Annotated in this window: 22 protein-coding genes and 3 tRNA genes; 20 read left to right on the top strand and 5 right to left on the bottom strand. The window is 73.1% G+C overall.

Features of this window, described 5'->3' with window-relative positions:
- Positions 1–21 precede the first annotated feature (21 nt).
- A complete protein-coding gene (locus tag AB0J69_RS13020) occupies positions 22–573 on the bottom strand; it encodes a hemerythrin domain-containing protein (protein ID WP_364116353.1) in 552 nt (183 codons plus the stop codon).
- Positions 574–686: 113 nt separating this feature from the next.
- Here AB0J69_RS13020 and AB0J69_RS13015 point away from each other — a divergent pair, with 113 nt between their 5' ends.
- The 5 genes from AB0J69_RS13015 to AB0J69_RS12995 all read left to right on the top strand — a co-directional run bounded on the left by AB0J69_RS13015 (position 687) and on the right by AB0J69_RS12995 (position 2,994).
- Positions 687–1,886, top strand: a complete 1,200-nt coding sequence (locus AB0J69_RS13015; protein ID WP_364116351.1) for a ferritin-like domain-containing protein — start codon at positions 687–689, stop codon at positions 1,884–1,886.
- Positions 1,887–1,938: 52 nt separating this feature from the next.
- A complete protein-coding gene (locus tag AB0J69_RS13010) occupies positions 1,939–2,673 on the top strand; it encodes an SDR family oxidoreductase (protein WP_364116349.1) in 735 nt (244 codons plus the stop codon).
- Positions 2,674–2,755: 82 nt separating this feature from the next.
- Positions 2,756–2,827, top strand: a tRNA-Gly gene (locus AB0J69_RS13005).
- A 15-nt stretch (positions 2,828–2,842) separates the two neighbouring features.
- Positions 2,843–2,913: transfer RNA gene (locus tag AB0J69_RS13000), tRNA-Cys, on the top strand.
- Positions 2,914–2,919: 6 nt separating this feature from the next.
- Positions 2,920–2,994, top strand: a tRNA-Val gene (locus tag AB0J69_RS12995).
- Positions 2,995–3,837: 843 nt separating this feature from the next.
- On the opposite strand, the gene AB0J69_RS12990 is transcribed toward AB0J69_RS12995, so the two are convergent.
- Positions 3,838–4,332: a pentapeptide repeat-containing protein gene (locus AB0J69_RS12990; RefSeq protein WP_364116680.1), complete on the bottom strand. Its 495-nt coding sequence runs from the start codon at positions 4,330–4,332 to the stop codon at positions 3,838–3,840.
- A gap of 2,028 nt (positions 4,333–6,360) precedes the next feature.
- On the opposite strand from AB0J69_RS12990, the gene AB0J69_RS12985 reads away from it, so the two are divergent.
- The 8 genes from AB0J69_RS12985 to rodA all read left to right on the top strand — a co-directional run bounded on the left by AB0J69_RS12985 (position 6,361) and on the right by rodA (position 14,979).
- Entirely contained in the window at positions 6,361–6,873 is a 513-nt protein-coding gene (locus AB0J69_RS12985) for a nitroreductase (RefSeq protein ID WP_364116347.1), read from the top strand.
- A gap of 15 nt (positions 6,874–6,888) precedes the next feature.
- Positions 6,889–7,323: a nuclear transport factor 2 family protein gene (locus AB0J69_RS12980; protein ID WP_364116345.1), complete on the top strand. Its 435-nt coding sequence runs from the start codon at positions 6,889–6,891 to the stop codon at positions 7,321–7,323.
- A gap of 220 nt (positions 7,324–7,543) precedes the next feature.
- A complete protein-coding gene (locus AB0J69_RS12975) occupies positions 7,544–9,400 on the top strand; it encodes a hypothetical protein (RefSeq protein ID WP_364116343.1) in 1,857 nt (618 codons plus the stop codon).
- Between the two features lie 113 nt (positions 9,401–9,513).
- Entirely contained in the window at positions 9,514–10,746 is a 1,233-nt protein-coding gene (locus tag AB0J69_RS12970; RefSeq protein ID WP_364116341.1) for a rod shape-determining protein, read from the top strand.
- Positions 10,743–11,534, top strand: coding sequence for a rod shape-determining protein MreC (mreC, locus tag AB0J69_RS12965; RefSeq protein WP_364116338.1), 792 nt, complete (start codon positions 10,743–10,745; stop codon positions 11,532–11,534). Before AB0J69_RS12970 ends, mreC begins: the two co-directional genes overlap by 4 nt.
- A gap of 4 nt (positions 11,535–11,538) precedes the next feature.
- Complete coding sequence (locus AB0J69_RS12960; protein WP_364116335.1) at positions 11,539–12,000, top strand: rod shape-determining protein MreD; 462 nt, start codon at positions 11,539–11,541, stop codon at positions 11,998–12,000.
- Entirely contained in the window at positions 11,993–13,846 is a 1,854-nt protein-coding gene (gene mrdA, locus AB0J69_RS12955) for a penicillin-binding protein 2 (protein WP_364116332.1), read from the top strand. The genes AB0J69_RS12960 and mrdA overlap by 8 nt, the downstream gene beginning before the upstream one ends.
- The gene (gene rodA / locus AB0J69_RS12950; RefSeq protein WP_364116329.1) at positions 13,843–14,979 is read left to right on the top strand and encodes a rod shape-determining protein RodA; all 1,137 of its coding nucleotides are present in this window, start codon (positions 13,843–13,845) and stop codon (positions 14,977–14,979) included. The genes mrdA and rodA overlap by 4 nt, the downstream gene beginning before the upstream one ends.
- Here rodA and AB0J69_RS12945 read toward each other — a convergent pair.
- On the bottom strand, positions 14,941–15,924 hold the full coding sequence (locus AB0J69_RS12945) for an amidohydrolase family protein (protein WP_364116326.1): 984 nt from the start codon (positions 15,922–15,924) through the stop codon (positions 14,941–14,943). The two genes, rodA and AB0J69_RS12945, sit on opposite strands and share 39 nt — an antisense overlap.
- Positions 15,914–16,288 carry a metal-sulfur cluster assembly factor gene (locus tag AB0J69_RS12940; RefSeq protein WP_364116323.1) on the bottom strand — a complete coding sequence of 125 codons (375 nt, stop codon included), beginning with the start codon at positions 16,286–16,288 and terminating at the stop codon, positions 15,914–15,916. Before AB0J69_RS12940 ends, AB0J69_RS12945 begins: the two co-directional genes overlap by 11 nt.
- Positions 16,289–16,359: 71 nt before the next feature.
- Between AB0J69_RS12940 and AB0J69_RS12935 the strand changes: the two genes are divergently transcribed.
- Genes AB0J69_RS12935 through AB0J69_RS12925 form a run of 3 tightly spaced genes read left to right on the top strand, consistent with a single transcriptional unit; the run spans position 16,360 to position 18,230 of the window.
- The gene (locus AB0J69_RS12935) at positions 16,360–17,091 is read left to right on the top strand and encodes a helix-turn-helix domain-containing protein (protein WP_364116320.1); all 732 of its coding nucleotides are present in this window, start codon (positions 16,360–16,362) and stop codon (positions 17,089–17,091) included.
- Between the two features lie 48 nt (positions 17,092–17,139).
- Positions 17,140–17,583 carry a DUF4291 family protein gene (locus AB0J69_RS12930; protein ID WP_364116318.1) on the top strand — a complete coding sequence of 148 codons (444 nt, stop codon included), beginning with the start codon at positions 17,140–17,142 and terminating at the stop codon, positions 17,581–17,583.
- Positions 17,580–18,230, top strand: a complete 651-nt coding sequence (locus tag AB0J69_RS12925; RefSeq protein WP_364116315.1) for an epimerase — start codon at positions 17,580–17,582, stop codon at positions 18,228–18,230. Before AB0J69_RS12930 ends, AB0J69_RS12925 begins: the two co-directional genes overlap by 4 nt.
- Here the strand turns inward: AB0J69_RS12925 and AB0J69_RS12920 are convergent.
- Positions 18,217–19,644, bottom strand: coding sequence for an MFS transporter (locus AB0J69_RS12920; protein WP_364116312.1), 1,428 nt, complete (start codon positions 19,642–19,644; stop codon positions 18,217–18,219). The genes AB0J69_RS12925 and AB0J69_RS12920 overlap by 14 nt on opposite strands.
- Before the next feature lie 91 nt (positions 19,645–19,735).
- Between AB0J69_RS12920 and AB0J69_RS12915 the strand changes: the two genes are divergently transcribed.
- The 4 genes from AB0J69_RS12915 to AB0J69_RS12900 all read left to right on the top strand — a co-directional run bounded on the left by AB0J69_RS12915 (position 19,736) and on the right by AB0J69_RS12900 (position 23,103).
- Positions 19,736–20,272, top strand: coding sequence for an ABATE domain-containing protein (locus AB0J69_RS12915; RefSeq protein ID WP_364116310.1), 537 nt, complete (start codon positions 19,736–19,738; stop codon positions 20,270–20,272).
- A 176-nt stretch (positions 20,273–20,448) separates the two neighbouring features.
- Positions 20,449–21,561 (top strand): LLM class flavin-dependent oxidoreductase, encoded by a 1,113-nt coding sequence (locus tag AB0J69_RS12910; RefSeq protein ID WP_364116307.1) that lies wholly within the window; start codon positions 20,449–20,451, stop codon positions 21,559–21,561.
- Positions 21,562–21,586: 25 nt separating this feature from the next.
- Positions 21,587–22,192, top strand: coding sequence for an FMN reductase (locus AB0J69_RS12905; RefSeq protein ID WP_364116304.1), 606 nt, complete (start codon positions 21,587–21,589; stop codon positions 22,190–22,192).
- Between the two features lie 74 nt (positions 22,193–22,266).
- Positions 22,267–23,103, top strand: a complete 837-nt coding sequence (locus AB0J69_RS12900; RefSeq protein WP_364116301.1) for a chitosanase — start codon at positions 22,267–22,269, stop codon at positions 23,101–23,103.
- Positions 23,104–23,191 lie beyond the last annotated feature (88 nt).

Raw genomic sequence — 23,191 nt, 5'->3', positions numbered from 1 at the left:
TCTGATGGGCGCCTGCCGATGTCAGCGCTTGCCCAGGGCCTTGCGGATCAGGTCGCGCGCCCGGTCCATCACCGCGACGGGCGTGCCTACGAGCACGTTCTTGGTCATGGACTCCGTGCCGGGATGCGGACGCGTCGGGGCCAGCGACTCGGCCGCCCGCACCGCCGCCGCCATGGCCCGCCGCTCCACGGTGGAGGTGTGCGCCCGCAGCCGGGCGAACTCGTACCGCTCCTCGCTGCGCGCGTGCGCGCTCACGGCGGCGCGCAGCTCGGCCAGGCCGTCCCAGAACCCCGGATGGTCCACGCCCCGCTGGTGCAGGTCGAGGAGCAGGCGCTTGGCCTTGTTCTCCTCGGTCAGCCGGTCGGCCACCACGCCCTGGCCGTTGTCGAGCTTCCTGCGCGCGTACGGGTGGACGATCTCCTCCTCGGCGGTCTCGTGCACCGACAGCATGCGCGTCAGCCGCGCGAACGCCTCGCCGACCTTGTCCGGAGGCGCCTGCTCCACCTCGTCGAACAGGTCCCTGATCTGCCCGTGCTGGGCCATCAGGAGCTCGATGACATCTTGTTCAGCCACGTCAGCGCCCGTACCCCGGGCCGCCGGCCGGCACGCGCCCCCTTACCGAACGCGGGCCGTTCGAGGACCGAACGCGGAGGTTGCCCGGCCCGGCCGCGGGTACGCGCAGCGACATGGCCTTCGACCCACTCCAGGAGCGGGGTATCCCGCTGGACGAGCAGCTGCGGAACTGGCGCGAGCTGAACGTCACGCCGATCGATCCCGATCATGCCGATCCGTACACGCGGTGCCGGATCATCACGATGAACGGGATCGAGGTGGAGGCGATCCTGTTCAGCCACCAGCTCGCCCGGCACTGCCCGGACCTGGAGATCAGGCAGCAGCTGGCCCGGGTGCGCTACATCGAGGCACAGCAGCAGAAGGTGGTCAACTGGCTGCTGCCGGGGGTGTCGTCGGTGCTGGAGACGACGATCGCCTATGAGCAGGTGGCGGTGGACCTGACCGCGTGGGTGGCCCGGATGGAGCCGGACTCCTACCTGAAGCAGGCCTACCAGTTCGGCGTGCTGGAGGACTTCGACCACCTCTACCGCTACGCCAACCTGTACGAGATGATCGAGCACCGCAAGGCCGAGAAGATCGTCGACCAGCTCACCGAGGTCATGCCGGGCCGCCCGACCTACCTGCACCACCGCGACCCGATGGACAACGTGCGCGAGCCCTACGACCGCAGCGTCACCGAGCCGCTGTCCCGGCTGCACGCCCTGACGATCATGTCGGCCGAGCAGCAGACCATGAACTTCTACATGAACGTCGGCCCCATGCACATGGAGCCCATCGCGCGTCAGCTCTACCAGGAGATCGGCCTCATCGAGGAAGAGCACGTCACCCACTACGAGTCGCTCGTCGACCCGGGCGAGAGCCTGTGGGAGCAGTTGCTCAACCACGAGTACAACGAGTGCTACCTCTACTACTCGTTCATGGAGACCGAGTCGGATCCCAAGGTGAAGAACATCTGGGAGCTGCACCTCAACATGGAGCTGGAGCACCTGCGGCTGGCCGCCGAGCTGTTCAAGCGGTTCGACGGGCGCGATCCGGACCAGGTGCTCGCCCCGGCGCTGCCGCCGCCGGTGACGTTCGAGCCGAACAAGGGCTACATCCGCGAGCTGCTCGCCACCCAGATCGACTGCACGACGCTGGGCACGGGGTACGTGCGCGAGGCGCACGAGCGCTTCACCCGGATGCAGGAGGCGGTCATGGGCGGGGAGAAGCCGCCGTCGGAGCAGGTCATCGACGACAACCGGGCGATCTCGGGGCAGGAGTACCGGCTGGAGACGGAGGGGCCGCACCCGGCGGGCCTGCAACTCAGCCGTTAGACCCCGGAGTGGACCTCTGAGCGGCGGGGCGCGGTCGCTAGAGTCGGGCCCCATGACCCCTTCGCCATCAGTCGCCCTCGTCACCGGGGCCTCGCGCGGCCTCGGGGCCGTGATCGCCCGCAGGCTGGCCGCCGACGGCCTGGCCGTGGCCGTCAACTACCACTCCGACCGGGCCGGGGCCGAGCGGGTGGTGAGCGGCATCCGCGCCGCCGGAGGCATCGCCGAGGCGTTCGCGGGCGACGTCACGGACGAGGCCGCCGTGACAGGCCTGGCCGCCGCCGTCGCCGAGCGGCTCGGGCCGGTGGACGTCCTGGTGCTCAACGCGACCGGGCCGCAGCCGTCCGTCCCGTTCGAGGACCTCACCTGGCAGGCGCACCTCGACCAGCTCACGTTCTTCGTCAAGAGCCCGACGCTGCTGGTGCAGGCGGTGCTGCCCGGCATGAAGGAGCGGGGCGGCGGGCGCGTCGTGCAGATCGGCTCCGACATCGTGGACCGCAACCTGCCCGGCATGTCCGCCTACATCGCCGCCAAGGGGGCCCAGCACGCGATTTCCGAGGTGTGGGCGAGGGAGCTGGGGCCGTACGGGGTCACGGTGAACGTGGTCGCGCCCGGCTGGATCCCGGTGGAGCGGCACGCGGGGCTGGACGAGAGCGAATACCTCGCGGAGGTGCCGCTGGGGCGGATGGGCACGCCGGAGGACGTGGCGGCAGCGGTGTCGTACCTGGCCTCGGACGGCGGGGCGTTCGTCACCGGCCAGCGCATCACCGTCAACGGTGGCCACACGTGACGCGGGCGGGCGCAATCCAGTTTGGGGACTCGGCCAGGATTCGCTAGAGTTCTCTCGTCGCCCGGCAGTCGCCGGGGCTGATGCGGAAGTGGCTCAGTGGTAGAGCATCACCTTGCCAAGGTGAGGGTCGCGGGTTCGAATCCCGTCTTCCGCTCGGAGCTTCCGGCTCGGTGGCGTGGCCGAGAGGCGAGGCAGCGGCCTGCAAAGCCGTCCACACGGGTTCAAATCCCGTCGCCACCTCTGCAAGGACGATTAGCTCAGCGGGAGAGCGCTTCCCTGACACGGAAGAGGTCACTGGTTCAATCCCAGTATCGTCCACCAGGTTCCGGCAGGTGAGAGGTCGGGTTCGCGAGATCGCGAGCCCGGCCTTCTCTGTTTGCAGCGGGCCTTGTGGACGGGCCGGGCGCGACTTCAGGACGGTCGCGCGGCCAGTGGCGCCGTTGGCAGGCTACCGCCGCCGATCGTCTCGCCAACGCGTTCCCCGCTCCGGTGTCCAGGCAGGCGCCGCGCCGACAGGGCGACGGGGTGGGCGGTGAAGTGCCCGGATTCGGTGAGGTGCCCGGATGGGCGATGGGGTGCCGGGCCGCCGCTGGGGCCGGACGAGCGGTGGGGCCGGACGAGCGGTGGGGTGCTGGGCGGGCGGAGGAGTGCTGGCGGGCGGAGGAGTGCTGGCGGGCGGTCACCTGGTGGTCACTTCACGGTGACCGCCGTGCGGGACGGCCCGTGGGGGGCAGATGACGGGGTGTGGCGAAGACGACCCGGACGTTTCTGCTCGCTGCTTTGACCTCCGCGCTGGGCATCTCCGCCCTGTGCGCGCTCCCGCCCGTCGGCGGGTTCCTGCTGGGGCGGGCGATCGCGGCCGCGCTGGTGTTCCCCGGGCTGGGCCAGGGGTCGGCGGCGGCCACCGCCGGCGCGCTAGCGGCCTTCTCCGTGGGGCTGACCGGTCTGGCCTACGTCGCGTTCAGGTGGTCCGGGTTCGGCGCGTCCCGGGTCGGGCTGCTGGTGTGCTGGGGGCTGACGGGCGGGCCGGCCGGGGTGGTGGCGGTGCTTGCCTGGGTGCGGTGGCACGGGGTGCCGTTCGACGCGTACGCCCGGTACGCGGCCTCGTGGGGCATGGCCACCGCCCTGCTGGCCGCGCTGCTGGCACTGGCCGTGACCCGGGTGTTACCCGCGACCCCCGCCCCGAAGGCGCCCGGCACCCCCGCCGGCTCCGGGGAACCCGTGAAGCCCGTCAAGAAGGCCCCCGCCGCCGCACCCAAGAAGCCCCCCACCATCGCCAAGAAGCCCGCCGCCACCGGGAAGACGGCCACCCCGAAGACGGCCACCACGAAGACGGCCACCACGAAGGCAGGCACCACGAAGACGGCCACCACGAAGGCAGGCACCACGAAGACGGCCACCACGAAGGCAGGCACCACGAAGGCAGGCACCACGAAGACGGGCACCACGAAGGCGAGCAGCGCGAAGGCGGGCACCACGAAGGCGGGGGCGGCCCGGGTCTCCACCGCGAAGCCGGCCGGCGGGAAGGAGCCCGCGGCCGGACCTGAGGGGGCCTCCGTCGGCGAGAGCCGGTGGTCGTTCCGGCCCCGTTCGTGGGTGTTGCCGTGCCTGGCGGCCGGGTGGGCGATCGTCTGGAGCGTCTTCCTGCGTGCGGAGCAACCGCTGCTGGCCTGGCTGCCGCTGTCGCTCAGCTACTTCGACCAGGTGGCCGTCGTGCTGGCGACCATCGCGGCCGGGTCACTCGAAGGGATGTTGCGGCGGCGCTTGCCCGTCGAGGGGCGGCCCGGGCGGGCGTTCGTGCTGGCGTGGATCTCGTTGTCCGTGGCCCCCGTCGTGTACGCGGCCGTCGTCGCCATCGACCGGGGCATGCGGGAGCTGCTGCTGGCCCGGCCGCTGAGCACGGCGTGGGTGGCCGAGTACGCCGGCGACATGACGGCCGCCCTGGTGGCCCAGCCCGCCCAGGTCGCCGTGCCCCCGCTGCTGCTCGCGCTGGTCGCCACCGGCGTGCAGCAGGCGCTGCCGCACCGGCAGGGGCCGCCTGCCGAGCCGGATCCGGTGCGGACCGACCGGCGCTGGAGCCTGCTGGTGGCGGGGGCGGCGGTCGCGCTGACGTACTTCTGCCTGGCCGTGACGTCGCGGTTCCCGCTGCTGACGCGGCGGACGTTCGACGCGGAGACGCCCGTGATGGTGCGGGCGCTGGCCCTGCTCGCCCCGCCCGACCCGGCGCTGGGCCGGACCGTGGTGGTGTGGTTATGGGCGGTCGCGGCGGTGTTCGGGGTGTCGGCGGCGGTGCTCGTGTACGTCGCGGTGCGGGGGCAGCTCGTCCGGGTCTTCCCGGCGACGTCCTACCTGGTGCTGGTCGCGGCGCTCGCGCTGGCCACGGCCCTGGCGTGGAACGCGGGCAGCGTGATCGGCCACGCCGTGACCGGGGAGCGGCCGCTCGGGATCTCGCCCGCGGCGGAGGCGGCCGAGTTCTGCGCCTTCGTGGTGCCGGTGTTCGGGGCGCTGCTGTTCATCGTGCACTCGCAGGTGGGGGTGTCCAGGTTCGCCGGGATCGTGGAGCTGGAGGGCGAGCAGACGTGGGAGAAGGTGACCGAGCGGTACCGGGCGTGGAAGGAGCAGGTGAGCGGGCACGTGCCGGGCAGGCGCGAGCGCGGGCTGATCGCGGCGCGGGCGGCCGGGGGCGCGCTGGTGCTCGCCGTGGTGGCGGGGGCGGTACGCGCGTTCGGCGGCGGTGGGCAGGCCGAGCTGCCGGGGAGCGGGGTGTTCCTGGCGGCGCCCGTGCTGTCCGCCGGGGTCCCGGCGGCCGAGAACCTGACCGGCGCGCTCTACCTCGTGCTGCTGGCCGGGCTGGTCTACGCGGCGCTGACGAAGGTGAACCTCCAGGAGCGCCGCTGGTCGGTCTGGCTGACCGTGTGGGGGTTGTCCGTGGTGGCGGGAGCGGCGGCGGCGCTCGCCACGCCCGCGGGGATGCAGCTCGGGCTGGTCGCCGGGCCGTTCGCGGTGGCGGGGCTGGTGGTGGCAGGGCTGGTGGTGGCGGCGCGCCGGCGGGTGTTGCTGGCCGCGGGCGTGGTGCTGGTCCTGGTGGCGCTGGCGCCGCTCGTACGGGGTGCTCCGCCGCGCGAGCCGGTCGCGGTCGTCCCGGGGGCCTGGCGGGAGCGGCTCCCCGGGCTCGTCATCGACGTCTCCTACCCGCGGGCCCGGGGCGGGCCGGACACCGCCCGGGTCGACGCGGCGCTGATGGCGCCGGTGAAGGCGTACGTGGACGAGGCGCTGCGGCGGCACCGTGAAGGAGCCGGCCCCGGCGCGGTGACCGGCACCTTCGTGGTCGTGCGCGCCGACGCCGAGGTCGTCTCCGTGCGATACGCGCTGGCGGGCGAGATCGGGCGGGCGGTCACGTACGACGTGGCCGCGGGCGAGGTGCTCACCGTGCGGGACCTCTTCGTGCCGCACGCCTTAACGCCGGCCGGGCGGCGGCAGATGGCCGACGCGCTGCGGCCGCTCATGCCCAAGGGCCAGAACCCCAGGACCGTGAGCGTGGACAGCGACCGCCTGCTGGTCAACCTGGCCGTGGGAGCGGTGGAGTTCACGTTCGGACGCGACTACTTCTGCACCCCCTGCTCCCCGTTCACGGTGCGGGTGCCGGACGGGAGGCTGACCGGGCTGCTGCGCCGCTAGCCTTCCCGCATGGGCCTGGAACTGATCACGAGCCTCAGGGCGACGCGTGCCTTCACCTCCGCTCCCGTCACGCGCGACCAGGTGACGGCGGTCCTGGAGGCCGCGCGGTGGGCGGGGTCCGCGCGCAACCGCCAGCCGTGGCGGTTCGTCGTCGTACGCCACCGGGGCCTGCTGGGCGAGCTGAGCCGCCTCGGCGCCTACGCCGGGCACCTGGCGGGGGCGCCGGTGGCGGTCCTGCTCGCCGTGGACGCCACGCTGAGCACCGAGGACGCCGAGTTCGACGCCGGGCGGGCGGCCCAGAACCTCATGCTCGCCGCCCACGCGCTCGGCCTGGGCAGTTGCCCCGCCTCGTTCTTCCCCGCCGCCAACGCCCGCGCGGCCACCGCGCTCGCGGGGCTCGGGGAGCCGTGGCGGATCCGTACGGGCATCTCGCTGGGCCACCCCGCCCCGGCCCCGGGCGGGACGCCCGCCATCCCCCAGGGACGGCTGCCGCCGGCCGATCTGGTCATCGAGCTCTCTTAGCGCGACGATCAGCTCATGGACACTCAGGAGATCGGCGACCGATTAGAGATCATCGCGCTGCTGGCCCGCTACACCCACGCCATCGACACCGGGCAGTGGGACCTGCTCGACGAGGTGTTCTGCCAGGACGCGGTCATCGACTACAGCTCCTCCGGCGGCATCAGGGGCTCACGCGACGAGGTCAAGGGCTGGCTGGCCCAGGTGCTGGCGCACTGGCCGGCCCGCCTGCACCTGGTCGGGGCCGCGCACATCGACTTCCTCGACGGCACGCAGGCCCGCGTGAGCGCCCCCTTCACCGACACCCTGGCCCCGACCCGGGAGATGGTCGCCGCGCGTACCGAGGGGTTCCTGCACGGTGGCGGCTGGTACCACCACCTCATGCTCCGCACCCCCGACGGGTGGCGCAGCACCGAGCTGGTGGAGGAGCAGAGCTGGCGCACCGCGCGCTGACCCCTCTTACTAATTAGGTTTCGAAAATTACCGGATTGCGGTGGAATTGAACCGACGACGGATGGGAGCCGCCGTCGGGATGGTCCACCCGGGCGTTCATCGGCTGCGTTTCATCGGCTGCGTTCATCGGCTGCGTTCATCGGCATGGGGGAAGCGGAGGGGAGCCCGCTGCCCCACGGGTGTTGCGAGAGGAATCCGGCTTGCCACGGGGGTAGGGCCAGTGATCGAAGCGCTGGAACGTGCACTTCTGGACGGAGAGCACGCGCTGCTCGTCGAGGGAGACCTGCGGCGGGCGCGCGAACTCTTCCACGTCGCCTACCACGAGGCCGTGCGCCGGGGCGACCGGCCCGCGACGGCCCGGGCCGCGCTGGGCCTGGGCGGGATGTGGGTGCACGAGCACCGGACCGCAGCGGGGGCGGCCATGGTACGGATGCGCCAGCGGGAGGCGCTGTCCCTGCTCGACGCGGACTCGCCGGTCGCGCTGCGGTTGCGGATCAGGCTGGCCGCCGAGGACGACCACCGCGGCGGCGGCCACGACGCGATCCTGGCGCTGGTGTCCGAGGCCAGGGCCGCGGGCGATCCCGTGGCGCTGGCCGAGGCGCTGAGCCTGGCCCACCAGTGCGCGCCGGGCCCCGAGCACGGAGCCGCGCGGCTGGAGCTGGCCAGGGAGCTGATCGGGATGGCCTCCCGTACGGGCCGCCGCTCCGACCTGTTGACCGGCCTGCTCTGGTACGCCGTGGACCTGCTCCTGGCGGCCGACCCGCACGCCGAGCGGGCCCTGGGCGAGCTGCGCGACGCGCTGGACGGGGAAGGGCACCAGGCGGTCGAGGTCGTGCTGGGCGGGATCGAGGTGATGCTCGACCTGCGCGCCGGCCGGTTCGGGCAGGCCGAGGAGCGCGCCGCGGCCTGGCACGAGCGGGGCGTGGCGGCCGGCGACCACGAGGCGACCGGCCGGCACGGCTGCCAGCTCGCCGCCGTCCGCTGGTACCAGGGCCGGATCGGCGAGCTCGTCCCACGGCTCACCAATCTGCTGAACTCCCCCATGCTCGGCGCGGACGACTCCCCGTACGCGTGCCTGGCGGTGGCCGCCGCCGCGGCCGGGGATCGTCGGCTGGCCGGGAGCATGCTGGCCAGGCTGCGTGGCAGCGTCCTGGCCGACGGGCCGCGCTCGGGGACCTGGCTGGTCTCGATGTACGCGGTCGTGGAGGCGGCCGACCTGCTGGCCGACACGGAGCTGGCGGCCAGGGCGGGGGCGCTGCTGGCCCCGTACGCGGAGCTGCCGGTCATGACCGGCCCCGGCATCGCCTGCTTCGGCTCCGCCCGCCACAGCCTGGGCGTGGCCGCGATCACCACGGGCGACCTCGACCGGGCGATCGGCCACCTGCGCCGGGCCGTGGACGACAACCTGGCGCTGGGCCACTGGCCCGCCGTCGCCCTGTCCCGCTCGCGCCTGGGCCAGGCATTGGCGCTGCGCGACGGCCCCAGGCAGGAGGGGGCGCGCAGGCAGCTCACGCTGGCCGAGCAGGAGGCCAGGGCGCTGGGCATGGCGCTGCCCCGCCAGGTCGCCGGCCGGGTGACCTGCCGCCCGTCGGGCCCGCGCTGGCGGGTGGAGCTGGGCACGCGGGCGGCGCTCATCGACCACTGCGTGGGCATGCTGCACCTGGCGGCCCTGCTGGCCGACCCCGGCAGGGAGATCCCGGCCGCCGACCTGGCCGCCGGCTCGGCGGCGGTGCCGGAGTCCGCACAGCGGCTGCTGGACGGGTCGGCGGGCCGGGCGTACAAGAACCGGCTGGCACAGCTCGACGCGGAGATCCAGGAGCTGGAGTCCAACCACCAGCGCCAGCAGGCGCACGGGCGGCGGGCCGAGCGCGACTGGCTGATCACCGAGCTGGCCTCGGCGACCGGGCTGGGCGGGCGGGCGCGCATGCTGGCGCCCGGCGGGGAGCGGGCGCGTACGGCCGTGGGCAAGGCCATCCGGCGGGCGGTGGATCGCATCGCGGCGGCCGATCCCGTCATCGGGGCCGAGCTGCGCGCGACCGTCCGCACCGGCGTGCGCTGCTCCTACGACCCCGGCTGACCTGCGCAGACGGCGGCGGATACAGATTTATCGCGTTTGTGGCTAGATCGCCTCGGGCAGCGCGAAGGCGGGCAGTGTCCCCCTGCCCTTCCCGGTCGAAAGGCTGTGCGGTAATGGCGTTCGCATGGGCTCTTCTCGGTCATGACATAGCGGTCGATCTCGGAACAGCCAACACACTCGTGTACGTCCGCAGGAAGGGCATCGTGCTGAACGAGCCCTCCGTCATAGCGATCAACCTGCACAAGAACACCGTCGTGGCCGTCGGGAAGGCGGCCAAGCGCATGATGGGCCGTACTCCCCCGCACATCGCCACGATCAGGCCGCTCAAGGACGGCGTGATCGCGGATCTGGACGCCGCCGAGCGGATGTTGCGCATGTTCATCCAGCGGGCGCACCCGAGCCGGTTCCTGGCCAAGCCGCGCATCGTCGTGGCGGTCCCGAGCGGCACCACCTCGATCGAGCAGCGGGCGGTCAAGGAGGCCGCGTACGAGGCGGGCGCGCGGCGCGTGCACATCATCGAGGAGCCGATGGCCGCGGCGATCGGCGCCGGGCTGAAGGTCGGCGAGGCCACCGGCAACATGGTCGTCGACATCGGCGGCGGCACCACGGAGGTCGCCATCGTCTCGATGAGCGGCGTCGTGGTGGCCAAGTCGCTGCGGGTCGGCGGTGACGAGCTCGACGAGGCGATCATCACCCACATCAAGAAGGAGCACGCGCTGCTGCTCGGTGACCGTACCGCCGAGCGGCTGAAGATCGACCTGGGCATGGCGCGGCCCGCGCCCGTGACCGCCCGCGACGCCGATCCCGTCCCCAAGGGCCGGCACCGGGTCGGCGTGGTCACCGTGACGGAGGACGGCGAGCCGGTCGCTGCGGAGGACGACGAGCCGCCGGCGCCGCCCGCGCCGCGCGGCTGGAACCCGTTCCGGTCCCGGCCGAAGCCCGAGAACGGGACGCCGGCCGCCGCGCCGCGCCCGCTGGAGCCGAAGGCGTCGGCCCCGGTACGCGGGCGCGACCTCGTCAGCGGCCTGCCGAAGACCGCGACCATCACCGCCGAGCAGATCAGCGAGGCCATCGAGAACGAGGTGCAGGCCATCATCGACGCGGTGCAGACGACGCTCGACCAGTGCCCGGCCGAGCTGGCCGGCGACCTGCTGGACAACGGCATCGTGCTGACCGGCGGCGGCGCCCTGCTACGCGGCCTGGCCGAGCGGATGGGCGAGGCCACCGGCATGCCCATCCGGGTCGTGGACAAGCCGCTGTACTCGGTGGCGCTGGGCGCGGGCCGCTGCGTCGAGCGCTTCCAGGCCATGCGCGACGTGCTGCTGCCCGATTGGTCGCGCCGGTGAAGCGGGCGTTCGTCCTGCTCGTGCTCGCCACCGCCGTCCTGCTCGTCGTGATCGACCGTACGCTGGCGCCGCTGGCCCCGCTGCGGGAGGCGGGCGCGACCGTGTACGGCACGGCGGAGAGCGCGTTCGGCACGGTGACCAGGTCGTTCGGCGGCGAGGGGCGGCTGCGCGCCCTGGAGCGGGAGAACGCCGCGCTCCGCGCCGACCTGCTGTCCTCCGGCGCCCGCGCGGCGAGCGGTCCAGCGGGCGGCCCAGCGGGCGGTTCAGCGAGTGGCCCGGCGAGTGGCACGACCGCCGTGCCAGCCCGGCACCGGGGTGTGGCCGCGCACGTGGTCGGGTTCGGCCGGGGCCCGCAGGTCACCATCGACGCCGGGAGCTCGTCCGGAGTCGTGCGCGACGTGACCGTCCTGAACGCCGACGGCCTGGTCGGCAAGGTCACCTGGACGGGCGCCGCGACGGCCTCGGTGTCCCTGATCACCGACGCCGGCTCCTCCGTGGGGGCGCGCATGACGGAGTCGGGCGAGCTGGGCGTGGTGACCGGGGTGCCGGGCGAGGGGCGGCTGCGGCTCAGCCTGTTCGACCCGAACGCGCCGCTGAAGGTCGGTGACGTGGTGGAGACGCTGGGTTCGGCGGGCGCGCGGCCGTACGTGGCCGGGGTGCCCATCGGCACCGTCGCCTCGATCGAGGACGTGCCGGGGGCGGCCACGCGTACGGCGCTGGTGCGGCCCGCCGCCCGGCTGTCCGCGCTCGACCTGGTCACCGTGATCGTGCCACCCCCGGGGAGGTGACGCCGTGGGCCTGGTGTTGCTGCTGCTCGCGGCGCCGCTGTTGCAGGTGCTGCTGGTCAACCGGTCCCCGTGGGGCGGGCCCGACCTGGTGACGCTGGCCGTGGTGTGGCTGGCGCTGGCCAGGGGCCCGGTCTGGGGCTGCGTGGCCGGGCTGGTGGCCGGGCTGGCCGCCGACGTGACGCCGCCCGCCGACGGCACCGTGGGGCGCGCGGCGCTGGTGCTGTCGGTGACGGGGCTGCTGGCGGGGCACTGGCGCGAGCGCAGGCCGCTGCTGGTGGCCGGAGCCGCGGCCGCCCTGGGCACGGTGCTGCAGGCCGCCGCCGCGGTGGCGCTCGGGGACGAGCCGTGGCGCTCGGCGGTGGCCGGGCTGCCGCTGGTGCTGGCGTGGACGGTGCCGCTCGGGGCCGTCGTGGGCGCCGTGCTCGTCCGGCGGCGCCCGCCCGCGGAGGTGCAGCGCCGTGTCTAGGGCCAGGTTGTTCGTGTTGCGGCTGGTCGTCACGGCGATGCTGGCCACGCTGGTGGGGCGGCTGTGGTTCCTCCAGGTGGTCAGCGGGGACGAGTACGTCCGCGCGGCGGCCGACGTGCGGATCAGGACCGTGGCGCTGCCGCCGACCCGGGGGCAGATCCTCGACGTGGCCGGGCGTCCCCTGGTGACGAACCGGACCCGGCCGGTGGTCACGGTGGACGCCGTAGCGCTGGCCCACCAGCCGGACGGCGGCCGGGAGGTGCTGACGCGGCTGGGGGAGGTGCTGGGCCGGCCGTACCGGCAGATCGCGGAGAAGGTGCGGCTGTGCGCGCCGCAGGTGCGGCAGCCGTGCTGGCAGGGCTCGCCGTACGAGCCGATCCCCGTGGCCGAGGGTGTCACCGTGCCGGTCGCGCTGCAGATCAGCGAGCGGCAGCAGGACTTCCCCGGCGTGCGTACGGACCTGCGCCCGGTGCGCGTCCACCCGGGGGGCGCGGCGGCGGCCCACACCCTCGGGTACGTGCAGGGCGCCAAGGGCCGCGACGGCCTCGAAGGCGTCTACGACCGGGAGCTGGCCGGGCGGGCGGGGCGCCGGGACGTGGCGGTGGACAACACCGGCCAGGTCACCAGGATCATCCGCCAGGACCCGCCGGTCCCCGGGAACACGCTCGTGACCAGCATCGACTCGCGCATCCAGGCCATCGCCGAGCAGGCGCTGGGCCGGGCGCTGACGAGCAGCGGCGGCTCCTCGGGCGCGGCCGTGGTGCTGGAGTCGGGGACGGGCCGGGTGGTCGCGCTGGCCGGGCGGCCGGCCTACGACCCGGGCGTGTGGACCGACGGCGTGACCGCCCGCGAGTACAAGGCGCTGCCGCTGCTGTCGCAGGCCGTACAGGGTGAGTGGGCGCCCGGTTCGACGTGGAAGGTCGCCTCGGCGGCGGCCGCCGTGACGTCGGGGTACGGGCTCGGCGCCACCTACGACTGCCCGAGCGGCTACACGGTGGGCAACCGGGTGTTCCGGAACTTCGGCAGCGCCGACCTGGGCCTGATGACCATGCACGGGGCGCTCGTGCAGTCGTGCGACACGATCTTCTACCGGCTCGCCGACCAGCTCTGGCAGCGCGGCTCCGACGCCCTGCAGAAGACCGCCCGCGGGTTCGGCTTCGGCCGGCCGACCGGCGTGGACCTGCCGGGCGAGGCGGCCGGGGCGGTGCCCGACCCGGCGTCGAAGAAGGCGCTGTGGCGGGCGACGCGCGCGGAGAGCTGCCGCCGGGCCGAGAAGGGCTACCCCGAGATGGCCGATCAGGGACGGGCGGCCTACCTGACGGCGATCGCCCGGGAGAACTGCCGCGGCGGCGGCGTGTGGCGCGGCGGCGACGCGGCCAACTTCTCCATCGGGCAGGGCGGGGTGCTGGTCACGCCGCTGCAGCTGGCGCGGGCGTACGCGGCGATCGCCAACGGCGGCACGCTGCACAGCCCGCGCGTGGGGCTGCGCGTCGTCCGCCCGGACGGGTCGACGGTCAGGACGATCACGCCGCCGGTGGCCGGCCGGCTGCCCGCCACGGCCGAGACGCTGCGCTTCATCCGGCAGGCCCTCACCCAGGTGCCCCGGTCGGGGACGGCGGAGGGCGCGTTCAAGGGGTTCCCGTTCGGCAAGATCGCCGTGGCGGGGAAGACGGGCACGGCGGAGTCGTTCGGGCACCGGGACACCTCCTGGTTCGCCTCGTTCGCCCCCGACCCCGCCTACACCGTGGTGGTCGTCCTGTCGGAGGGCGGCCGGGGCGCGGAGGGCGCGGCGCCGGCGGCCCGCGACATCTGGGAAGGCATCCTCGGGCTGAGGGAGCGACGATGATCGCTGTTTCGGGCAGGCGGCGGGTCGTGTGGGCGCCCTCCCTGGGCGCGCCCGACCGGGTGCTGACGCTGCTGGCGCTGGCCCTGTCCGCGACCGGGCTGCTGCTGGTGTGGTCGGCCACGCGCATGCAGGACGACAACGGGCTGCTGGTGCGGCAGGCGGTGGCCGTCGGGGGCGGGCTGGTGCTGATGTGGCTGGTGTCGCGGGTCGATCTGCGGGTGCTGCGGGCGTACGTGCCGCTGGCGTACGTGCTGACGCTGCTGTCGCTGGCCGCGGTGCTGAGCCCGCTGGGCGTGCGGGTGAACGGGGCGCACTCGTGGATCGTGCTGGCGCCCGGCGTGCAGTTCCAGCCGTCGGAGTTCGCCAAGGTGGCCCTCGCGCTGGCGTTCGCGGTGCCCCTGGGAGAGCTGCGCGACGGGCAGCACCGGCCGGGGTTCGGCGGGGTGCTGCTGGCGCTGGTGCTGGCCGCGGTGCCGATCGGGTTGATCGCGCTGCAGCCGGACCTGGGCACGATGCTGGTGTTCGCGGCCATGGTGGCGGGAGCGCTGCTGGTGTCGGGGGCGCCCAAGCGCTGGCTGCTGGTGCTCGTCCTGGGCGCGGTGGGGGCGGGGGCGGCGGCGTGGCGGCTCGGGCTCGTCCGGCCGTACCAGCTGGAACGGCTGCTCGTGCTGGCCAACCCCGGGGCCGACCCGGGCGGCGTGGGCTACAACGCCGCCCAGGCGCGCATCGCGATCGGCTCCGGCGGCCTCTACGGCAAGGGGCTGTTCAACGGCGAGCAGACGGCCGGCCACTTCGTGCCCGAGCAGCACACCGACTTCATCTTCACCGTCGCGGGCGAGGAGCTCGGCTTCGCCGGGGCCGCGCTCATCGTGCTGGCCGTGTGCGCGCTGCTGTGGCGCGGGCTGTCGATCGCGCGGCACAGCGCCTCGCCGTACGGAGCCGTGCTGGCGGGCGCGGTGGTGTCGTGGATCGCCTTCCAGACCTTCGTGAACGTGGGCATGACCGTGGGCCTCATGCCGATCGTGGGCGTGCCGCTGCCGTTCGTCTCCTACGGCGGCTCGGCCACGGTCGCCGGGCTGCTGGCCGTCGGGCTGCTACAGGCGGTTCACCGGACCAAGTCCATGCAGCCGTAGCAGGTTCTCGCCCAGGATCTTGCGCTTGGCCTGGTCGGTGAGCTGCGGGTAGCCGTACCCGTCGCAGAGGTCCTGCGGGATGGTGAAGTCCCTGAACGCCCTCAGCGCCCACTGCGGGTGGAAGATCGGCGCCTCCGAACCGTAGATGATCTTGTCCTCGCCGCACCAGAAGAGCAGTTTGCCGATGATCTCGGCGAACATCCTGGGCGCCCGGACGATGAAGTTGATCGTGGCCGCCAGGTCGGCGTACAGGTTGGGGTAGCGGATGAGCTGCCAGCAGGTCTCGTCCAGGAACGGCAGGCCGACGTGGAAGATGACGAAGTTGATGTCGGGGAAGTTCGCGGCGGCGCCGTCCATGTCCCACGTCTGCGTGTGCTCGATCGGCTGCGGGCCCAGCGGGACGCCCTTGTGCACGCCGATCAGGTTGACGCCCAGGTCCCTGGCCTTCTCGAAGATCGGGAAGGCCACCCGCGGGTCGTCCATGCGCCACGGGTACGGCGAGCCGTAGTCGTAGCGGACGTTGTACAGCTTGAACGCGCGCGCGTTGAACTCCCCCACCTGGCGTTCCATCAGGTCGAGCGCCTTGCGGCCCTCCAGCGGGTTGACCGTGCCCCAGAAGATCGTCCGGTCCGGGTCGCGGGCGGCCAGCTCGGCGCACTCCTGCCACGGCGACAGGCCGTCGTGGTAGAGGTCGGTGAGCGGCAGCGGCATGGCGACCAGCATGTCCGTGTCGGACTCCTCGTAGACCATGCGGCGGATGTCGTCGATCGTCCACTGCCGCAGGAACTCCTCGGGCGGCAGCTTGGTCTCGCCCTCGGGGGTGAGGGTGGTGTGGAAGGCGTACAGGTGGTTGGAGAACATCTGGCCCGCGGAGCCGTAGGCGTTCTTGGCCTCGAAGTTGAACACGTGGGCCACGCTGTCGAACACGAAGAAGTCATCGATCATGTGCCTGATTCCTCCTTATGTAGGCGGCCTTGTCGGGCACCTGCGCGGGAGCCGGCAGGAAGCGCAGCAGGCGGGCCGCCCTCGGCGAGAGCCGGTCCACAGTCCACGCCTCGTCCCACACGATCTCCACCTCCGCCTCGCGGATGCCGGGCTGCTCCTCGATGCGGTCGCGTACCTCCGTGAGGACCCTCGCGGCGAACGGGCACCAGCCCGAGGTCAGCAGCAACTCCACCCGGGCCCGGCCCTCGTCGACCTCGACCGACCTGACGAGGCCCATCTCCACGACGGAAATGCCCTTCTCCCTGCAGCACGGGTCGTAGACCCCGGACAGTGCCTGACTGGCCCACTGCGGTATCTCCGGCATGGCCTCATCGTCGGACGGGTGTGCCGCTTGGGGTAGGCGTCCGATTTTCAGATAGCGCAGATGCTGGATGGATGACCGGCGAACAACCCAGCGATCTGATCCGCAGCGTCTCCCGCGCGCTTCGCGTGCTGGAGGAGGTCTCGCGGGCCGACCGGCCGCTGTCGGTCAAGGTCATCGCCCGCCGCTGCGGCCTCAACCTGTCCACCTCCTACCACCTGGTCCGCACCCTGTGCTACGAGGGCTACCTGCACCGGCAGCCCGACGGCGACTACCTGCTCGGCTCGCAGGTGGCCGAGCGGTTCCACGAGATGCTGGACACCTTCGAGCGGCCGCCCCGCGCCACGGCGGTGCTGCGGCACCTCGCCGCCGTCTCCGGCCACACGGCCTACCTGGCGCAGCTGTCCGGGGGACGGCTGGTCGTGGTGGACGTGGCCGAGGGGCCGCGCTCGCCGTGGCTGGAGGACCTGCAGGCGGGCCTGGAGACCGCCCCGCACGCCACCGCGCTCGGCAAGGCGCTGCTGCTGTCCCTCACGTCCCGCGCCAGGCGCGCCATCCTGACCGGGTACGGCCTGCGCCGCTTCACCTCCTCGACCCCCGTCAGCGTGGAGGACCTGGAGGAGGAGCTGGCGCGGCTGCGGCCGGGGCAGGTGGTGGAGGAGCACGGGCAGTTCAGGGAGGAGGTGGCCTGCGCGGGCGCGATCGTGCCCGGCACGCAGTGGGCGATCGGCATCTCGGCCCGCGGCCTGTCGATCCCCCAGATCGCCCGCATCCGCCTGGCGGAGGCCGTACGGGACCTGGCTTGATCGGTTGCCGGCCGGTGCCGGACTTCGCCGATCTTGTACGCCACGCGCGTGCCCAACCGCCAGATCCGCGCCGTCCGCACCGAGCGGTCGATCACCGTCTACCAGGCGTACGACGCCGCCATCGCGGGCCCCGCAGTCGCGGCGCAGCGCTTCGTCGCGCCCTTCAAGCGGGAGCGGATGACGTGGATCGAACCGTCGTACCTGTGGATGACGCACCGGTGCGGCTACGCGACCGAGCCGGCCCAGGAGCGGGTGCCGGCGATCGAGCCGGCCCGGGACGGGTTCGAGTGGGCGCTGGAGCACTCCTGCCTCAGCCACGGCGACGGGCGCCCGGGGTGGGCCCGGCGGGTGCGCCGCAGCCCGGTGCGGATCCAGTGGGATCCTGAGCGGGGGTGGGGCATGAGGCGCCGGCGTAGCGGCCTGCTGCCGGTCGAGTTGCCGTACCCGGTGACGGACGAGCTCACGGAGACGATCGGAGCGAGTGTGGAATGAGGGTGATCCTGTTCGGGGCGACCGGGATGGTCGGGCGGGGGGTGCTCCGGGAGTGCCTGCTCGACGAGCGGGTCACGGCCGTGCTCGCGGTCGGGCGCTCCTCGACGGGGGTTTCGCATCCCAAGTTGCGCGAGATCCGGCACGACGACCTGCTCGACCTGTCCCCCGTCGAGGGTGAGCTGGGCGGTTACGACGCGTGCTTCTTCTGCCTGGGAGTCTCCTCGGCCGGGATGAGCGAGCGGGACTACCGGCGCGTCACGTACGACTTCACGCTGGCGGCCGGGGAGACGCTGGCGCGGCTGAGTCCCGGCTCCACGTTCATATACGTGTCCGGCGTCGGGACCGACGCGCAGGGGCGGGCCATGTGGGCCAGGGTGAAGGGGCTGACCGAGAACGCGCTGCTGGCGTTGCCGCTGGAGGCGTACATGTTCCGGCCCGGCTACATCCAGCCCATGCACGGCGTCACCTCGCGCACGCGGCTCTACCGGGTGGCGTACGTGGTGACCCGGCCGCTCTACCCGGTGCTGCGGCGGTTGTTCGCGTCGGGGGTGACGACGACGGAGCGGATCGGGCAGGCGATGATCGCGGTCGCCGAGCGCGGGGCGCCGAAGCGGATCCTCGGGCCCGCGGACATCAACGCGCTCTGATCGTCCCTGGGGCCAGGGGGATGGCGAGGAGTGAGGCCGCCGCGGCCAGGCCCCAGACCGCCGCCCAGGAGGCTTGGGCGATGACGACGGGGATGAGCAGCGGGGTGAGGAAGCCCACCGCGAACAGTGCGGTGCCCAGGAGGCCCAGGGCGGTTCCGGCCCTGTCGGGGCCGGCCATGGCGGCGATCTCGGTGTAGGCGACGCCGTGCCAGGAATTGGCGAGCAGGCCGCCGACGGCGAGGGCGGCGACGGTGAGCGGGGTGGGGGCGTCGGTGAGCACCGCCGCGGCCGCCATGGCGACCCCGGCCAGGGCGCCGATGCCGCGCAGGTAGGTGCGGCGGTTGCCCCGGCGGTCGGTGCGGCGGCCGGTCCAGATGCGCGCCGCGCCGCCTCCCAGCTGGGCGATCAGGACGGTGACGCTGGCCAGCGTGGCGCCCTCGCCCTTGACGTCGTGCAGGAAGATGGCGGTGAAGGAGAGGACGGCGAACTGGGGGACGGTGAGCAGCGCCCCGGCCAGGGCCACCCGCCACACGTCCCAGCGGCGGAGCGGTGAGCGGCCCTTCGGTGGGAGCGGCTGCCCCGTCGGGCGCGGGTCCCGTCGCGCCTCCGCCGGGAGCGGCTGCCCCGTCGGGTGCGCATCCCCGTGGTCCTCCGCTGACGGGTGGGGTGCCGCCGGACGCGGCTCCTGGCCGGCGTCACCGGTGGTCGCCGCCGCCTGCGCCTCGGGGGTGCTGGGCGTTGCCGCAGGGTTTCGCTCGCCGGGGCCGGTCTTCTCCAGGAAGGGGTTGTGGAGCCAGCGCCAGGTGGCGGCCGCGGCGGTGAGGCAGAAGGCGGCGGGTACGGCGTAGACGGCGCGGAAGCCGTACGACTGGGCGAGCCACGGCAGCAACGCCACCCCCACCGCCCCGCCCACCGGGATCGCCGTCTGGCGGATGCTCATCGCGAACCCCCGCTCCCCTTCCCCGAACCACGTCATGACCGCCCGCCCCGAGGCCCCGTTGACGCTGCCGCCCAGCGCGCCCGCGATCGCCATGCACGCCGCCAGCAGGCCGACCCCGGCCCCGTCCCCGGGGGTCACGGCCACGGCCATCACGGCGAGCAGGGCGGCCGTGGACGTCAATCCCGTGAGCAGGACGCGCCGGTCGCCGAAGCGGTCGGTCAGCAGCCCCCACACGATGTCGGAGGCCGCCACCCCGAGCCCCAGGCAGGCCAGCACCAGGCCGAGCGCACCCGTCGACAGGTGGTAGTCGGCGCGCATCGTGATGCCGGTGACCGGGATGCCGGAGAACATCGCCGAGAAGCTGGCCTGCGCCCCGACGCCCACGGCGAGCACGACCCACCGGTGCCGCGCCCCGTACGAGCGCCGTCCCGCCCCGGCGGTGGAGCGGTCGGCGGTGGAAGCCAACGTCGTCACGACGCGCACCTTTCACGAAATAACCAGACTTAGCGGTTATTGACCCTGGCAGCGCCAGAAGTAACTTGTCAACCCGGTTACGATGAGGGCCATGGACTTCACCTTCGTCAGCGGGAACCTCGGGCTCGACCTGGCCGGCACCGTCGGCCACCGCCGGGGCGAGCGCATCGACCTGCTGGCGACCCCCGGCGACCTGGCCCACTGGACGGTCGCCGCCGGGCTCCTCGACACCCCGCCCGCCGTGAGCGGCGACGACCTCGCCCGGACGGTGGCGCTGCGCGAGGCGATCTACCGGCTGGCGTCGGCGGCCCGTACCGGAGCGCCGTTCGAGGCGGCCGACCGGGAGACGCTCAACTGGGCCGCCGGCCACGCGCCCGCGAGCGTGCTGCTCGGCGAGGACGGCCTGGAGCGCGGCGGCGACCTGCCGGCCGCGCTGTCCAGCACCGCCCGCGCCGCCGCCGAGCTGCTCGGCGGCCCGCAGGCCGCGCTGATCAGGGAGTGCGAGGCCGACCCCTGCACGCGCCTCTACATCGACGCCTCGCACCGCCGCACGCGCCGCTGGTGCGACATGCGCGGCTGCGGCAACCGCGCCAAGGCGGCCGCATTCCGCGCCCGCCGGCACCACTGACCCCGGACCCCCGGCCCCCTGGCCCGCCGGCACCACTGACCCCCTGGCCCCCGACCCCCTGGCCAGGGGCCCCGAGGAGCGGGCGGCATCGGGCATGCCGGATGATGGAATATCCCCGAGGGCCTCAGCGCTACCGTAGCCGTCAAAGATTCAACAGTCATGGATGGTGACTAAAAGTGCAGTTCGGAATCTTCAGTGTGGGCGACGTGACCACCGATCCCACCAACGGCAGGACCCCGACCGAGCACGAGCGGATCAAGGCGATGGTGGCGATCGCGCTCAAGGCGGAGGAGGTCGGGCTGGACGTGTTCGCGACGGGCGAGCACCACAACCCGCCCTTCGTGCCGTCCTCCCCGACCACCATGCTCGGCTACATCGCGGCCAGGACGGAGCGCCTGCAGCTCTCCACCGCCACGACGCTGATCACCACGAACGACCCGGTGAAGATCGCCGAGGACTTCGCCATGCTGCAGCACCTGGCGGACGGCCGGGTGGACCTCATGCTGGGCCGGGGCAACACCGGGCCGGTGTACCCGTGGTTCGGGCAGGACATCCGGCAGGGCATCCCGCTGGCCATCGAGAACTACGCGCTGCTGCACAAGCTGTGGCGCGAGGACGTCGTCGACTGGGAGGGGCGCTTCCGCACCCCGCTGCAGGGGTTCACGAGCACGCCGCGCCCGCTCGACGGGGTGCCGCCGTTCGTCTGGCACGGCTCGATCCGCAGCCCGGAGATCGCCGAGCAGGCCGCCTACTACGGTGACGGCTTCTTCGCCAACAACATCTTCTGGCCGAAGGAGCACTTCATGCGCCTGATCAACCTCTACCGCCAGCGGTACGCGCACTACGGCCACGGCACCCCCGAGCAGGCCGTCGTGGGCCTGGGCGGCCAGGTGTTCATGCGCAAGAACTCCCAGGACGCGGTACGCGAGTTCCGCCCGTACTTCGACAACGCCCCCGTGTACGGCCACGGGCCGTCGCTGGAGGAGTTCACCGCGGAGACGCCGCTCACCGTGGGCAGCCCGCAGCAGGTCATCGACCGGACGATGGAGTTCAGGGAGTTCTTCGGCGACTACCAGCGCCAGCTCTTCCTCATGGACCACGCGGGCCTGCCGCTGAAGACCGTGCTGGAGCAGCTCGACATCCTCGGTGAGGAGGTCGTGCCCGTGCTGCGCAAGGAGTTCGCCAAGGACCGGCCGGCGGAGGTGCCCGGCGCGCCGACGCACGCGTCCCTGCTGGCGAAGAAGAACGCACCCGCCGGCAAGAACGCCTCGGAGCACGTGGGCGCCTGAAGCGCCCGGAAGGAGATCGACCCCCATGAAGCTCGTCGTCGTCACGGCGGGGCTGACGCAGCCCTCCTCCTCCCGCCTGCTCGCCGACCGCCTGGCCGAGGCGGTGGCGCGGCGGGCCGAGGTGGAGGTCCGCGTGATCGAGCTGCGCGACCTGGCCGTGGACATCGCCAACAACTTCGTGACCGGATTCCCGAACGGCAGGCTCCGCGAGGTGATCGCGGCCGTGACGGAGGCCGACGCGCTCATCGCGGTCACGCCGATCTTCAGCGGCTCGTACAGCGGCATGTTCAAGTCGTTCTTCGACGTGCTCGACAACACCGCGCTGACGGGCAAGCCCGTGCTCATCGCGGCGACGGGCGGCACCGCCCGGCACTCGCTGGCGCTGGAGCACGCGCTCCGGCCGCTGTTCGCGTACCTGCGCGCCGTGGTCGTCCCGACCGCCGTGTACGCCGCGTCGGAGGACTGGGGCGGCGGCCGCGACGCCTTCACGGACGGGCTGGGCGAGCGCATCGCCCGCGCCGCGGACGAGCTGGCCGACCTGCTGCTGCACCGCGCGCCCGGCCGGGCGGAGCAGCCGGAGGAGATCGTCCCGTTCGAGCAGCAGCTCGCGGCCCTGCGCCCGGTCGACTAGGTTCACCGGCGCGGGCCGCGTCCGGAGGAGTAAGGTCCGTTAGGAACCTTTCCTAACGAAAGCAGGGAGCCCACGTGCTGACCGCGACTCTGCTCAGCCTCGCCCTCACCGTCACCGTCACTGTCACCGGCCCCCTCACCGGTCCCTTGACCGGCCCCTTGAACGGCCCCTTGACCGGCCCCTTGACCGGCACCGCACCGGTGGACCTCACCGACCCGCACAAGAAGGACATCGCCATGCGGCTGGTGTCGAGCGCGGAGAACTCCTCGCTCGACTGGAAGGCCCAGTACGGCTACATCGAGGACATCGAGGACGAGCGCGGCTACACGGCCGGCATCATCGGCTTCTGCTCCGGCACCGGCGACATGCTGGAGCTGGTCGAGCTCTACACCAGGCGCAAGCCCGGCAACGTCCTGGCCAGATACCTGCCCGCCCTGCGCGCGGTCAACGGCACCGACTCCCACCAGGGCCTGGAGCCGAACTTCATGAAGGACTGGCGGGCCGCCGCCAAGGACCCCGCCTTCCAGCAGGCCCAGAACGACGAGCGCGACCGCGTCTACTTCGGCCCGGCCGTCCGGCAGGCCAAGCAGGACGGGCTGCGGGCGCTCGGCCAGTTCGCCTACTACGACGCCATCGTCATGCACGGCCCCGGCACGAGCCGGCTGAGCTTCGGCGGCATCAGGAAGTCCGCCCTGGCCAAGGCCAAGCCGCCGGCGCAGGGCGGGAACGAGGTGACGTACCTGAACGCGTTCCTGGACGCGCGCAAGGCGGCGATGCGGGCCGAGGAGGCGCACGAGGACACGACCCGCGTGGACACGATGCAGCGGGTGTTCCTGAGGAACGGCAACCTCGACCTGAACCCGCCGCTGACCTGGAAGGTGTACGGCGACAGCTACACGATCAAGAAGTGAGGAGCGCGCTCCGGGACGGGCGGCCCCGGAGCGCGCGGGCCGGGGTCCGGGCGGTGTGGGGACCACGGCGGTCGTGGGGTCGGGGGTC

It is taken from the genome of Nonomuraea sp. NPDC049709, from assembly GCF_040674815.1.
Taxonomy (GTDB): domain Bacteria; phylum Actinomycetota; class Actinomycetes; order Streptosporangiales; family Streptosporangiaceae; genus Nonomuraea.
This window is presented reverse-complemented; position numbering and strand designations above follow the sequence as displayed.